Below are 12,687 nucleotides of genomic sequence, written 5' to 3'. Positions count from 1 at the left end.
GTCTGCGCTCCTGTTACGCGGTGACCAGCGGGCCATTCTGCGTGGCGCCGGTGGCCGACAGCGTGTTGGCATAGGCACGGTTGACCAGCGCGCCGGACGTGACGGCGGCACTGTGCAGCTGCGCGTTCTGGGTCAGGGTGGACAGGCTGGCGGCACTGGCGGGGGACATCGCGTCCAGGTTCGCCCCCGTCTGGCCGATGGCGGTGGTCAGGCCCGCACCCGATGCCTCCAGCCCCGACACCACGCTGGCGGCGCTGTCGGGGGCGGATGCCAGGTTGACCCCCGCCCCCGACAGGCCACCCACCATGCCAAGCTGGTCCTGCACGCCCGCAAACACCCCGCCCGCGCCGGTCATGTCGGCAATGGGGGTAACCTGCGCCATGACGGTTCCAAGCTGGCCGGTAATGTTGCCTGCAATGGTTGCGACATCATCCACGGCGCTGGCCATGCCCGACAGGGCGGCCCCCGCGTCATCCCCCACCAGCGCCGACAGGCCGGAGGCAACGCCCGCCGTGGCCGCCACCTGCGGCGGCTGTTCCAGCACCAGCCGGTAGGGAATGACGATACCTTTGTGCGTGTAATCGTATGAATACTGCACGATGCGCACCAGTAGCGACAGCCCCGCCCCGCTGAAGGCCACGGGCTGTCCCGCAATACGCATCTGCTTGAGCATCCACGCCCGTTCAATGGCGGTGGGGCCGACAAACGTGCCCGCCAGTTCCAGCCGGTCGGGGTCGTTGCCCACCGCGTCGATGATTTTGTTACCACCGGGCAGGCGGTGGACGGCAACCTGCTGGGTGCCGCCATCGCGGATCAGGTGCGGCACCTCCATGCCGGTCAGGGTCAGCCCGCCAATGGTCACGGGGGCCGACGCCCACAGCCGCCCGATCGATCCGATCGCCGTCTGTGCGTTCATGAGGGTCAGGGACAAAGGCGCGCTCCCCACGCTGGCCCGCCGCCGCCCACAGGCGGCGCGTGGGCGGGATGAAAAACAGGAAAATGGGGGGAAAGGCCACGGCGCGTACGGTATGACGCAGCCATGCCATCATTGCCCCTGTCTAACGCCAGACCGTGCAGGCTGGAAGGATGATTGCCGGATGCCTATATCCCCACCGCGCGTCCCGGCATCTGTGGATAGCGGATGACGTCGGGCGCGGTGCCGGTGGCGCGCAGTTCGTGCCGGGCGGCGGCGGTGTCGATCCGGGCCATGGCCTGTCCCACCGCCTGATGGTCCAGGGTGACGGGAATGGTGACCTGCAGGACCGGCGGGCGGTCGCCGGGCTGGCCAGTGTGCGGGGATGACGCGCGGGCACCTGTCCGTTCAACGGGACCGGGGCTGATGAAGGGCGGTCTGCCCCGCGCCCTGTCCTGCGGGGGGACGAATGCCGGGAACGGGGCCATGCCGCGTGGTGGCGTGGGAAACATGGCCACGGTGCGTGGCATGGCTGGCCCCGCACTGGCGCGGGTTCGTGTTGCCGCCATGGCGCGGATGGCGGGGGACGCCACGCCAGCGCGCGCCCTGCCCGTCTGCTGGCGGGGCAATGGGGGTGCTGCGACGGATATGGCCCGACCGGACGGCATGACAGGGGCCACCGTGGTACCGCGCATCCGGTACGGCGCAGCGGCAATGGGGGCATGATCCCGGGGCATGAGGGACGTGACGGCCGCAGATGCGGTGCGCCGCTGTGGCATGATGGCTGCCGCCACGGCGTCCGCCCGCTTCCATGATGCCGGGACTGCCGCCCCGACAGGCCGGGCGCGGGATGCAACCCGCCCGGCCCATGGCATGGCGGCAGCGCGCGCGGGCGGGCATGGCACGGCCGCCTTCCCCCGCGCGGGATCAGGCAATGATGGCAGTGCCGGGATCACGGGACGGGTCATGGCCGGGGCGCGTGTCGTCCCCTGCCCGTCGTTCCGGCATGGCATGGGGCGGGGCATGGCGTATCCGCCCCCGTTCCGGCCGCCGGGAGCGGATGCGGGCGGACCATGCCGCGCCGGGATGCGGACAGGCCAGCCGGGCGCGGATACAGGCCTGGATATGGGCCTGCGCGCGGGCATGGCGGGCGTGGGGATGGAAGCCGCCTTTGCCCCCGGTGCGCCGGGATGGGGAACAAACACCACGCTGCGCTGTCCCGCGCGGGCATGACGGGTAATGCGCCCGACAACCATCGCCAGCCGTCCCGGCATGCCCGGTTGCCCGTCACGTGGCAGGCGCGCGATGACGCGGGAGATTTCAGCCATCGGGGTCGTCCCATCTTTGCGCAGTCCAGTCATATCGTCCGCCCGCCAGCTCGCCAAACGCTACAAGAAAGGCCATGCGCCGCACGCGCGGCATGGTCATGGCCACGTCCCACGGCACCCCGTTCCTGACCAGGGCCGCGACCTCGATCAGGGCGGGGTGCCGGCTCAGTTTTTTGCGGCAAGGCTTTCCGCTGCCGCCACGTCGTCCCCATCCGCGCCATACAGCGCATCCGACAGGGCGGTAATGCCGGTATTGCCAATCTGGTTGGCCAGCTGTTCCAGCTGCACGCGGCTGGCGGGGCGAATGGCGGGCACGCCGTCGATTGCCTCGACCGATGCCACCATCAGCGCGTATTCCACCCATGCGGGCGACGGGCTGTCCGGGCCGAATTCCAGCAGCGCCAGCACATCCCCCGGCCCGCGCTCGCGGTAGGTTATGGTGCGGCCATCGCTGGTTTTTACGGTGTGTTCGCTCATGCTGCGGGCCTTCTGGCTGTCAGGGCGTGTTTGAAAACAACCTGTTGATAAAAGACAGTAAAAGTTTCTGGGTGCCGTCCTGTTGAAAAAAGACGGCACCCCCGAAACGTTCAGGAAATACGGTTGCGCGCGCGGGCGGCAAACGTGATGGTCTGGCTGACCAGCGTTTCGGACTGGTACCGCCCCGCATCGGACAGCTGCAGCGACGCGCCGACGAATTCATACGTGCTGAGCGAGCCGTTGCATTCCGTCACGTACTGGTAAATGCTGCCCAGCACCACCGTGCCCGCTGACCAGAAGCCGCTTTCGATGGCGGCAAACAGGTCATCTGCCCCCGCCCCGTCACGCTGGAAGGTGAACTGACCACCCCAGCCGCCCGGCACGTCATAGAACAGGGGCATGTCGTTCAGCGGGTTGGATGTCAGCTGGTGCGTGCGCTGCTGCGCGGTAAAGCCGGTGACGGTGGGCAGGTCCACGCGGCTGCCGTCATAAACCAGCACCACGCGGCAGTCGCGTCCGATATTGAAGGGTTTGGCGGACATTCGTCGCTCCATGAAAAAAGGGCCACAGCGCGGGTGGCCCATCATTGTTGCGCATGGATGTCATGCGTATTTTTATGTGGCGGCGCGGGTCACGCGGGCGTGAACATGGGGCCTTACCCCGCATGGAGCACCCCGATGGGCACCACACCCGAAAAACCACCCACGAAAGACCTCGCCGCCATTGCCGCACGGGGGCTGAGCCACCCGGAAAAGCTGACGCATGAGGAAATAAAGGAACTGTGCGGCCGCGTTCTGTCGGAAGAAAACCGCCGCGCGAAAGCAGGCTGATCAGGTGGCGGGTGTGGCGGTGCTGACCGTGACACTCGCCCCGCCCTGCAGGTTGACGACAAAGAAGCGGTTGATGCCCTGGTAACGCACCTGCACATCGGCCCGCACGTAACCCAGCGCCGTGGCCGATTGCGGATTGTTGGACGTGTCGCACACCACCGCGTAATCCGTGGTTGCCCCCAGTATGCCGCTGCCCACCATGTTGGACAGCGTGCCCAGCAGCACGGCGCGGATATCGCCAAGCAGCGTGGTGCCGATGACGGCACCGACAAACGCGCCCATGCCGGAATTGATGGTTTCGGCAATGTAGTTGGTCAGGCGGGTATAGCTGTCATCATCCGTATCCGCATCGGAACTGGTGTTGATCCCGCCGCGCACCGCCCAGTAGCTGCCACCGGGGGCAGGGTTGCAGATCACGTCGATACCCGCGCCGAACAGCGCCGAAAGCTCGGCCGTGGAATAGGTCGCGGCCTGCCCGCTGGATACCAGCCCCGCCTTCTGGCTGCCGATCACGCCCGACAGTTCTTTATTCAGGCTGGACTGCTCGGGCGACAGGCCACCCAGCATCCCGGCGACAAAGGCCTGTGGCGGCACCAGCATGTCGCCATTGGTGTCATCATCCCACCACAGCCAGTCGCCAAGCATCAGCTTGATGGCGTAGCTGTCCACGCCTGCCGCCGCCTTCATGGCCGCCGCGTTGGCAATGGTGTCGCCCGCCGGGCCGCAGGCGATCATGTACATCCCCTCGGACAGGCCAAAGGCGGCCTGCGTGGTCCATGACGTGCTGTCGCTGACGCCGTGCAGCAGCCCCAGCGCGCAACCCTGCCCGCGCAGGGCATACAGGCCGGTCCGCGCCACGCCATCCGTGCCCACGAACGCCGCCGTGCCCGGCGCGCCGCCATCCGCGCCCCCCGCCAGCGTGACCGTGCCCGCCGCCAGCGCCGGGACCGTGCCGGGCACCGTTATGCGCACCAGCGCCGTGCCGTCAGCCGCCACCGCCGCCGCCAGCATGGCCCACGTGGTACCGCGATAGGTCCGGCTGCCCAGCACCGCATGGGCAATGGTCAGGGTGTAATTGGTGGTGATGATGCCGTCCTGCGTCACGGTGGCGGCAATGGCGTTGCCCGCGCTGCCGGTATGAAGGGCGGTCAGGGTCACGCCATCCAGCGTGCCGGTGGCGGCTGCGTCCGTGCCATCGGTCACGCGCACGCAGCGGAAATCCGCCGCCCCCTGCAACAGCGCGATGTTGACCGCCGTGCCGATATCGCTGGACAGCGCCTGCTTGGGGCCAAAGGCGGACAGGCAGTCCCCCATCGCACCGACGATGACCGGCGTGCCCACCGGCCCCCACGCAGCGGTGCCGACCAGGCCGATCCGCCCCGACGGCACGCCGTTCAGCGCCAGCGTCTGCGGGCGCAGGACCTGCACATACAGGTCAGGCACGTTCAGGCTGTTGGTGTTGAGCTGCCCGGACTGGTAAATGGTCATTGTATCTGTATTTCCCTGTTGCGCGGCATGGCCGCGTGAAAAGTCGGGTGTGGTGTGGCGCGCAGGACCGCCGGGCCGGATGCCGGGCCGCCCGCGCCTGTCACGCCGTATCCCCATGACGCCGGGCCGCATGGCCCCGTCATGCAGGTCGGGCGCGTGTCATGAACGGGGACGCACATAATGGCGCATCCCCCGGACACGATGCGGCAGCCAGCCATCACCGCCCGGCCCGTGGTGCCCGCGTGCCATGTCCGGTTCCCTGCGCGATGATGCGTCGGGCCGGTGTTCCCACGGGCCGGCATGGCCGGGGGCATGGTCAGGCGGGTGGGCATCCGGCGGGCTGCCTGAATGGTGGTGGACAGCGGTTCAGCCGCCGCCGGTGTCCAGCAGCACGTCCCCGCGCGTGACATCGGGGCCGATGCCCGTGCCACCGGCCAGCATGGCCGGGACCACGCGGGTCAGGTCGGTGTCATAGGTGACAAGGAAGCGCGCGGGTCGGGCAAAGATGCCCCGGTTCATGGCGGTGTCGTCGTTGGTGGTGGCGCGCGCTTCGATACGGAAGGTGGAGCCGCCTGCATCCGTCAGCCAGTCGGTCAGCGCCAGCGCATCGGCCATGGCGCGGCCCAGCGCGTCCCGCCCGGCGGGGGTAGCCGACCATGCGGTGATGACAAAGACCTGCTGCTGCCTGCGCGCGACACAGCGCGCCGACAGCGTGCCCGCGTTGATGGCCTGCGCCACGGCCGTGGCGGGCAGCGTGATGCTGGCCCCGCTGGCGGCGGCACCGGGCATGGCGGTTGCGATGGTGGCGGCAATGGTGGCCGCCGTGTCCGTCGCGGTCGCCACATGCAGGCTGCATGCATTGCCCGGAACCCCCGGCAGGCCACGGGCGCGCAGCCCCACCGTGCCTGACGGCGTGGCCCCGGCATCCACCGTTACGGTGGCCGTGGTGCCGCTGACCGCCATGTGTACGGTGGCGGGCGCTGTTGCATCCATGCGCCATGGGCGGCCCAGCGGTTCATCCACCCGCGCCCAGCTTTCGGCCAGGTCGGCAATGGTGATGAAGTCACAGCCCTGCTGCAGCGTACGGGCCGCATCCCCCAGATCGGCCTGCGTCAGCGCGCCCCGGCGGATGACGAGCGGCCGCCCGGTAACGGCCCCCGACGCCGTGCCATCGGGGCACAGGGCCGCGGCAAGGGCCGCCGCGATCGTGGTGGAGATGGTGGAGATGTCGGCCATGTCATATCGGCTCCTGCTCCCCCCGTGCCGGGGGAATGATGTCATGGATTGGCGTCCGGCCCCTGCCCTGCATGCGGGGCGCGCGCCCGTGGCGCGGGACCGGATGGCTGGCGGGCCTGTCATGGCGGTGGCCGCGCGGGGTGATGCCGGTGTCGTATCGTCCGGGCGGTGCGTGTTGCGTGTCCGCATGGGGCAACGGGCCGTCGTGGGGGATCAGACCTGCTGCTGGCCCAGCTGGCAGCGCGTGCCCCACGGCCCGGCGCGGGCGCCGCCGATGGTGTAGCGCGTGCCGCCCCCGTCCCGTGCCCACATGGCGGGCTGGATGGTGACGCCGGGAATGGCGGGCAGGAACATCTCGAACCCGCCCGAATGGATTGCGCCGGGCTGTGCCGGGCCGGGAATGCCCGCCCCGCTGCCGGGACGGATCATGGCGGGCCAGCCGGTGGCGCACGGGACCTGTGTTGTCACGTCGCCTGATGTGGCGTAGCCGCCGGGATCCGCCACGTCCGCCGCCTGCGCCATGGTTGCGGTAATGTCCACCACTGCGTTGCACAGCACGCACAGGGGTGGACGGAAGGGTTCGACGCGGGCGATGAAATACGTATCATGCCCACAGGTCAGGATATCCCCTGTCCGCACATCCGTCGTATCCATCAGCGCATAGACAAAGGGCACGTCCCACAGCGCCGGCCCGGCAAAGCCGAAGGCCCGGTCATTGCTGAACGCCGCCATGGTCCGGGCATACGGCGTGGCGCACGGGCTGGCAGCGGTTGCGGGGCGGTACTGCACGGTGGCCGCCCCCACGTGGCCCGCCGCCAGGGCAAACCCGCGCGCGGCAAGGCGGCACAGGGCTGTCTGGTCCATCAGATCACGATCTCCCCCACCCCGCGCAGGCCCGGCCCCGGCGGAATGCCCAGGAAATTGCACAGCTGCACCCGCCAGCGCGTGTACAGGGTAAAGCGGTCCGTGACCTCGGTGCGGTTGCGGGTCCACACCGCCGCGCGGTCGGTGTCCAGGTTGGCGGTGGCCGCCATGATCGCGCCCTCCAGCACCTGGCACTGCATGATGAAGGCCCGCGCCTGCGCGCATTCGGCGGGGGCAAGGTTGCGCAGCCGCCATTCGTTGAAGCCGTAAACCCGGAAAAACCGCCATGACTGCATGCCGCTGTCCTGGCTGCCCATGGCGGGATAGCCCATGTAACGCCGCGCCTGCGCCAGTTCGCTATCCGCCAGCGGCGTATCCCCGGTATCCGTGGCGGACCCGCTGGCTGCCGTGGTCGTATCCGTGTCGGTCATGCCTGTTGCTGTCGCCTCCGTGCATAATGCGGCCGTCCCGGAAACAGGCCGTTGGAAAAATAAAAGTTTCCGGGTGCCGCCTTTTTTCAAAAAGGCGGCGTCTTCCGAAGCTTTTTGGAAAAAGCTTCACCAAAAACTTCCTTATGTCCTGTACGATGCGGGTGACGGCACGATCCCGCCACCCGCATTGGGAATTACGCCCCGGCACCCAGGCTTTCGATCACCACCCCGCGCTTGAGATAGCTGTTGGTCGCGGTGGGAATGACCGATGTATCGGCCGTAAGGTCGGTCGGCAGGGCAAAGCCGCCAATCCACGACCATGACTGCGCGATGATCTGCGCCAGACGGTCCAGCGCGGGGCGGGTAATCATGCACACGCCCTCCACATCCGTCAGTTCGCCACCATCCAGCAGGGGCGCGTAATGGGTGCCGATATTGGCATAGTCGCCTTCGACCAGCGCGCCCTGCCCGCAGATGATGGCGCGGTGGATGTTGCCCGCGCCAAGCGATGCCTGCTGCGGGGCCTCGGTCGTGGGAATGAAGCGCACGCCCAGCAGGTCAAAGATCTGGCCGTTCTGGTACGTATCGGACCCGTACTGCCCGCGATACAGCAGCTTGAAATCCTCGTCCCGGAACAGGCCCAGAAGCTGCGCATTGTCCAGATAGCAGTGGTACACCCCGCCATCGGGCGTCGGCACGTTGTTGTCACGCAGGGTGGCCAGCGCGCCAAGGATGGACTGCACGCCCAGCAGGTCGCCCGCCGCCAGCGCCGCCGTGGTGGCGCGTGCATTGGGCCGCAGCACCAGCGGTGCGGTTGCGGCAATGACCGCGTTGCCCGCCGTGCCGTCCGCAACCTTGACGGATGCCGAAAGCGTCAGCGTGCCCGAAACCCCGTCGGGTGCCGTGGAGGTATTGGTGGCGTCCGCCGTTGTCCCCACCAGCGTGTACGACCCGGCCCCGATGGTGACGGTCATGCCAGCCGACGCGCCAACGGATATCACCTGCCCCTCGTCGGACAGGATGGTCTGGAACCCGCGGATGTCATCCACCGCCACCGTGCCGCCAGCCGCCCCCAGCGTGGTGGTGACGCGGGTATTGCCACCCAGATAGCCGCCCACCCCGTTCTGCGCCCCGCCAAACAGCGCGTTGCGCGCCAGGCGGTCAAGCGTCTGCCGTGCATTGATGCCAAGGCGCGATGCATTGGCCAGGAACTGGTTGGCGATGCCGACACCTTCGGTCACCTGGTTCAGGTCCATGGTGTTGCCGTACTGGTTGATGGTCAGCGTGTACTGCTCGACCGACCATTCGGCGGGGGTCATGCCGTTGTCAAAGCTGGTGTTGGCGGTGGGGTTGAGCGGGGTTGTCGCCGGTGGCAGCAGGCCCGCGCGGGTGTCGGTAATGGTCTGGCCGATGCGGGCGGGGAATTCCATCTGGTCCGCGATCGAACGGAAGCCCAGCCGTGACTGCAGCGCATCCTGGAACGCACGCGACAGGAAACCCTGCTGGATGACCGGCTGCAGGGCGGCGGGGAAATTGGCAATGGCCATGAATTTCATTTCCTTGAAAAAACGAAAAAAGCCGCCATGCAGGGATGCACTGGCGGCGGCAGGGGTGGCCATGACGGGCTGCGCCATGGATGGGCCGGGTGGATGGATCAGGGGTGCGGCGCGTCTGGCCGGTTGCAGGCCCCTTGCCGGTTCCGCGCGGCATGATGGGGCGCGGAACGGGCAAGGGGTGATACCGGGGCATGGTGGCCCCACGCATCTCTTTCACATTACGGGTGGGTTTCAGTTCCAGAAATCGTAAGGGCAGGAAATAAATACCCTGCAATTACGGGGACGTTTCCGGTGGCGCTTTTTCATAACGCTTTACCAAAAAAACTTATTTTAACCTTAAGGGCTGTGATACCTTTACTTTTGAAATAGTATTCAGGACCAGCGCGGCCCTGACCCGCTGGCCACTGTTGCGTGTCCCATGCGATGGCATGCGGGCCGGGACATGGCGCCCGCTGGCCCGCATGCCGCGCCATGCATCAGGCGGGGCGGAAGATCACATAGACTTTCCTGACCGTCTCGCGGTTGTCCCATGCGCATTCGGCGCCGCGTTCGACAAAGAAGATGTCGCCCTTCACAAACGTCTTTTCCCGTCCCGCGCCATCCACCAGCGTCACGCTGCCTTCGGTCAGGTACATCAGTTCGGCATGGTCATACCGCACGGCGCGGCGGGCATAGGGGGTGGCGGACCATGTGCCGCAGCGCAGTTCGCCATTGGCGGATTTATAGTCATTGAAGCTGTGGCAGGTGGGCGCCGGACCAACCAGCACCGCCGCCGAAGGCGACGCCGACGGCGCCATGACCGGGTTGGGGTCGATCACCACCGGCGTCTGCGCCCCCGGCGTGCTGGTGTCGCAGCGCATGGCGATGGCCTGCGTGCCCGGCGCGGCGGCCCAGCTGAAGGCGCTGCCCCTGGGGATGACAATGCTGGCATCCGGGCCAAGGACATTCGCGCCGATGTTCAGCTCACCCGTCAGCACGATCACGAATTCATCCGCCGGCATGGCCGTAACCAGTCCCGCGCCCTGCGGTGCGCAGGCCATGACCGACAGCCCGTCCCCCTGCCCCGCAAGCTTCGTGCGGGCGAGCAGGAAATCACCCGGCGCGGGCATGGAGGTGTCGGCAAAGGCGCGCAGGTCAACAAAGCTGCGCACGGTCACGTCGGTCTGGTTCATCAGGTCACGGTCCTTCAGGCAGGTGGCATATCACGTCCACCCTGTTGCAAGCAGTATATGTCCGCCCGTTCGCACCGGGCGGATTTCAGACCGATATCGTAACATCAGGCGGCCTGCACGTCACCTGTAGCCATGGATCGTGTCCCTGCGCCTGCCCCCGGCGATGCGGGACGGGCGCGACGGGCCGCAACAGCCCTAATGCGCGACCGGCCAGCGCAGGCCCGCGGCACTGGCGGCGGCCTTTACATCGCGCGCGCCTGCCGTGCGGGCATCGAACGGGGCGGGATCGCCCGCGCGTGGCGCGGGGCCGGATGCGGTGGTGCCGCTGGCGGCCCCTGATGCGGGCTGCGGCGTGGTGAACAGGTAGGCGCGGCTGTCACGCGCGGCCTGCATGATCGCGTCCAGTCCCTGCGGCGTGCCGTCCTCGGCCAATGTCACGGCCGACAGGTCCACCAGGCGCACGACATCGGCGGGTTCGACCGCCCCCATGCGGGCGGCCATGGCGCGGGCTTCGGCGCGGATCACGGCGCGGCTGGCGCGGGTGCGGGCGCTTGCGGCCTGTTCGGTGGCGCGGGTCAGGTCGGCTTCCAGCGTGGTGCGGGCCTGCATGGCTTCGTCACGTTCGGCGCGCAGGGCGGCCAGTTCGCGGCGCATCGTGTCCATGTCGGGGGTTTCGGGAACGCTTGATCGGGTCATGTCATGCCTCCGTTCGGGAATAAAGGATCAGTTCGGGCTTTCGGTGCCGATACGCGCCCATTCGCCATGGGGGCTGGGCGTGCCCGCGCGCGCGGCCAGGATCACGCACGCCGTCTGCCGCGACAGGAAACCGCCGCGCACCGCCGTATCCAGCCCCTGCGCCAGTTGCGCCAGGTCGGCTTCCGTCCCCGCGAAATAGGGCGGCCACTGCAACGCCAGGCCATCCGCATCCAGCCCCGCGTAATCGCGCCCGCCAATGCGCAGGCCACCGGCAATGGCGTGGGAAAACGCGCAGACCATGCGATACAGCGCCAGCAGCCCGTATTCGCCGTATGACAGGCGCATCCGGTCCGCCAGCCACAGCAGGGGCTGGTACAGCATTTCCATCGCGCGGCCCGACGTGGGGGCGCTCAGCCGGTCGGCCTGCGCGCGGTTGCCGTGGATCTGCTCCATCACGCTGGCGCGCAGTTCACGGTAATGGTCGCGCATGGCCCCCGCCGCGTCACCGTTGATTTCCAGCAGCTTGGCATCCCCATCCAGCGGCAGCGTCAGCGCGGATGCAGCCCCCCCGGATGATGCGGGCGTGCCATCGGCATACGGGTCCGGCCCCGCGCGGATCACCAGCCGCGGGTCGGCGCTGTATTTCAGGCCACGCCCGGACTGGGACAGCAGGTAATCGCACTCGATCACCGTATCGATGGCGGCTTCGAACGTGCATGGCCCGTCCACCACGCCGGGGGCGGCCAGGTTGGCCATCCATACCCATGGCACGAAGCCCAGGCCGTGATGCGTGCTGCGCGTGGGGTCCACCCGCGCGGGCAGGCCCGCATCGACCCGCTGTGGCACATAGACGTGGCAGTCCGCGCGGTCCCATACCCGCCGCCACCAGAACACGGTCGTCGCGTCATCAGGCCCGACCGGCCACCCCTGCCCCGCCAGTGTCGCGCCCGTGACCTTGTAGCATTCGGTCATGCCCGACAGCTCGCCCGTGCCGTCCCATTGCGGGGTCAGGTACAGCGTGTCATGCACCGCAAGGCGCAGGCGGCGGTCCACCGCTTCCACCAGCACCGCGACCGATCCGACCGACCCGCGGGTGGCTGCGTCCATCATCAGCGCGGGCAGCGCCGTGCCTGCCGCGACCTGTGCCAGTATGCCCGGCAATGCGGGGTCGGTGGCTGCCGTGGTGGGCCAGTGCGAGGCACCGAACAGCAGCGACACCGCATCATCCACCACCGCGCGGCACATATTGGTGCGCACCGATGGCCGGCGCTGCGACAGGGGGATATATTCCCCCGCCCCGTTATATTCGGTGCCAAACGGGTTGGGGATGGCGTCGTACTGCGTGCCCCCCAGCACGCGGCCCAGGGCTGCAAGCCTGTGGGCGCGCGCGGGCAGGTCCGGGTCGCGGGGGTATGTTTTCCTCAGTTCCTGCCAGTCCATGCTGTCTCTCCGGTATGGTGGGCGATGGGGGTGGATTTGGTGGTGATGCGGCGGCAAAACCGCGATAGACAGGCCACCGTGGGGCACCTGGCCGCGTGGAGGAGTAGAAAAGAAAATGGATATCAGTCACCTGTTGCTGACCCCGGTCCGCCTGGCGGTGGAAATTGGCGTTGTGGGTGTTGCGATCGCGGTGGTGGCGGGCGCGTGGCGCAGGCGGCATGGCCACCCGCCCGCGGCACACCCGTTGCCTGTCTCT

The 12,687-nt window shown here is 68.1% G+C and carries 15 protein-coding genes; 1 reads left to right on the top strand and 14 read right to left on the bottom strand.

Going from position 1 to position 12,687, the window contains the following annotated elements; translation table 11 throughout:
* Positions 1–13: 13 nt before the first annotated feature.
* From F1542_RS03480 to F1542_RS03465, 5 genes are all read right to left on the bottom strand, one after another.
* The gene (locus tag F1542_RS03480; RefSeq protein WP_227672448.1) at positions 14–916 is read right to left on the bottom strand and encodes a hypothetical protein; all 903 of its coding nucleotides are present in this window, start codon (positions 914–916) and stop codon (positions 14–16) included.
* A gap of 185 nt (positions 917–1,101) precedes the next feature.
* The gene (locus F1542_RS03475; protein WP_193731831.1) at positions 1,102–2,241 is read right to left on the bottom strand and encodes a hypothetical protein; all 1,140 of its coding nucleotides are present in this window, start codon (positions 2,239–2,241) and stop codon (positions 1,102–1,104) included.
* Entirely contained in the window at positions 2,234–2,359 is a 126-nt protein-coding gene (locus tag F1542_RS17335; protein WP_256431413.1) for a hypothetical protein, read from the bottom strand. The genes F1542_RS03475 and F1542_RS17335 overlap by 8 nt, the downstream gene beginning before the upstream one ends.
* 47 nt (positions 2,360–2,406) lie before the next feature.
* Complete coding sequence (locus F1542_RS03470; RefSeq protein ID WP_193731830.1) at positions 2,407–2,718, bottom strand: hypothetical protein; 312 nt, start codon at positions 2,716–2,718, stop codon at positions 2,407–2,409.
* Between the two features lie 110 nt (positions 2,719–2,828).
* Positions 2,829–3,260 (bottom strand): hypothetical protein, encoded by a 432-nt coding sequence (locus F1542_RS03465; RefSeq protein ID WP_193731829.1) that lies wholly within the window; start codon positions 3,258–3,260, stop codon positions 2,829–2,831.
* A gap of 135 nt (positions 3,261–3,395) precedes the next feature.
* Here F1542_RS03465 and F1542_RS03460 point away from each other — a divergent pair, with 135 nt between their 5' ends.
* On the top strand, positions 3,396–3,548 hold the full coding sequence (locus tag F1542_RS03460; RefSeq protein WP_193731828.1) for a hypothetical protein: 153 nt from the start codon (positions 3,396–3,398) through the stop codon (positions 3,546–3,548).
* Here the strand turns inward: F1542_RS03460 and F1542_RS03455 are convergent, their stop codons facing one another.
* From F1542_RS03455 to F1542_RS03415, 9 genes are all read right to left on the bottom strand, one after another.
* Positions 3,549–5,036, bottom strand: coding sequence for a phage tail protein (locus F1542_RS03455; RefSeq protein WP_193731827.1), 1,488 nt, complete (start codon positions 5,034–5,036; stop codon positions 3,549–3,551).
* Positions 5,033–5,446, bottom strand: a complete 414-nt coding sequence (locus F1542_RS03450) for a hypothetical protein (RefSeq protein ID WP_193731826.1) — start codon at positions 5,444–5,446, stop codon at positions 5,033–5,035. The genes F1542_RS03455 and F1542_RS03450 overlap by 4 nt, the downstream gene beginning before the upstream one ends.
* Positions 5,403–6,272 carry a hypothetical protein gene (locus F1542_RS03445; protein ID WP_193731825.1) on the bottom strand — a complete coding sequence of 290 codons (870 nt, stop codon included), beginning with the start codon at positions 6,270–6,272 and terminating at the stop codon, positions 5,403–5,405. Before F1542_RS03445 ends, F1542_RS03450 begins: the two co-directional genes overlap by 44 nt.
* A 213-nt stretch (positions 6,273–6,485) precedes the next feature.
* Positions 6,486–7,136 carry a hypothetical protein gene (locus F1542_RS03440; RefSeq protein WP_193731824.1) on the bottom strand — a complete coding sequence of 217 codons (651 nt, stop codon included), beginning with the start codon at positions 7,134–7,136 and terminating at the stop codon, positions 6,486–6,488.
* Entirely contained in the window at positions 7,136–7,567 is a 432-nt protein-coding gene (locus tag F1542_RS03435; RefSeq protein ID WP_193731823.1) for a hypothetical protein, read from the bottom strand. The genes F1542_RS03440 and F1542_RS03435 overlap by 1 nt, the downstream gene beginning before the upstream one ends.
* Before the next feature lie 194 nt (positions 7,568–7,761).
* Complete coding sequence (locus F1542_RS03430; RefSeq protein ID WP_193731874.1) at positions 7,762–9,114, bottom strand: DUF4043 domain-containing protein; 1,353 nt, start codon at positions 9,112–9,114, stop codon at positions 7,762–7,764.
* Positions 9,115–9,599: 485 nt separating this feature from the next.
* Entirely contained in the window at positions 9,600–10,295 is a 696-nt protein-coding gene (locus tag F1542_RS03425; protein WP_193731822.1) for a cupin domain-containing protein, read from the bottom strand.
* 195 nt (positions 10,296–10,490) lie between these two features.
* Positions 10,491–10,991 carry a phage scaffolding protein gene (locus F1542_RS03420; RefSeq protein ID WP_227672447.1) on the bottom strand — a complete coding sequence of 167 codons (501 nt, stop codon included), beginning with the start codon at positions 10,989–10,991 and terminating at the stop codon, positions 10,491–10,493.
* A 27-nt stretch (positions 10,992–11,018) separates the two neighbouring features.
* Positions 11,019–12,431, bottom strand: coding sequence for a portal protein (locus tag F1542_RS03415; RefSeq protein ID WP_193731821.1), 1,413 nt, complete (start codon positions 12,429–12,431; stop codon positions 11,019–11,021).
* Between the last annotated feature and the right edge of the window lie 256 nt (positions 12,432–12,687).

It is taken from the genome of Komagataeibacter sp. FXV3 (genome assembly GCF_015155755.1).
Taxonomy (GTDB): Bacteria; Pseudomonadota; Alphaproteobacteria; order Acetobacterales; family Acetobacteraceae; genus Komagataeibacter.
Note: the sequence above shows the minus strand (reverse complement) of the source record. Positions and strands in the feature narration are given on the sequence as shown.

Bases quoted from the DNA above. Each gene is read 5' to 3' on its own strand.
- F1542_RS03480 (WP_227672448.1), bottom strand. From the start codon at position 916: ATGAACGCACAGACGGCGATCGGATCGATCGGGCGGCTGTGGGCGTCG.
- F1542_RS03475 (WP_193731831.1), bottom strand. From the start codon at position 2,241: ATGGCTGAAATCTCCCGCGTCATCGCGCGCCTGCCACGTGACGGGCAA.
- F1542_RS03470 (WP_193731830.1), bottom strand. From the start codon at position 2,718: ATGAGCGAACACACCGTAAAAACCAGCGATGGCCGCACCATAACCTAC.
- F1542_RS03465 (WP_193731829.1), bottom strand. From the start codon at position 3,260: ATGTCCGCCAAACCCTTCAATATCGGACGCGACTGCCGCGTGGTGCTG.
- F1542_RS03460 (WP_193731828.1), top strand. From the start codon at position 3,396: ATGGGCACCACACCCGAAAAACCACCCACGAAAGACCTCGCCGCCATT.
- F1542_RS03455 (WP_193731827.1), bottom strand. From the start codon at position 5,036: ATGACCATTTACCAGTCCGGGCAGCTCAACACCAACAGCCTGAACGTG.
- F1542_RS03450 (WP_193731826.1), bottom strand. From the start codon at position 5,446: ATGTCACGCGCGGGGACGTGCTGCTGGACACCGGCGGCGGCTGAACCG.
- F1542_RS03445 (WP_193731825.1), bottom strand. From the start codon at position 6,272: ATGGCCGACATCTCCACCATCTCCACCACGATCGCGGCGGCCCTTGCC.
- F1542_RS03440 (WP_193731824.1), bottom strand. From the start codon at position 7,136: ATGGACCAGACAGCCCTGTGCCGCCTTGCCGCGCGCGGGTTTGCCCTG.
- F1542_RS03435 (WP_193731823.1), bottom strand. From the start codon at position 7,567: ATGACCGACACGGATACGACCACGGCAGCCAGCGGGTCCGCCACGGAT.
- F1542_RS03430 (WP_193731874.1), bottom strand. From the start codon at position 9,114: ATGGCCATTGCCAATTTCCCCGCCGCCCTGCAGCCGGTCATCCAGCAG.
- F1542_RS03425 (WP_193731822.1), bottom strand. From the start codon at position 10,295: ATGAACCAGACCGACGTGACCGTGCGCAGCTTTGTTGACCTGCGCGCC.
- F1542_RS03420 (WP_227672447.1), bottom strand. From the start codon at position 10,991: ATGACCCGATCAAGCGTTCCCGAAACCCCCGACATGGACACGATGCGC.
- F1542_RS03415 (WP_193731821.1), bottom strand. From the start codon at position 12,431: ATGGACTGGCAGGAACTGAGGAAAACATACCCCCGCGACCCGGACCTG.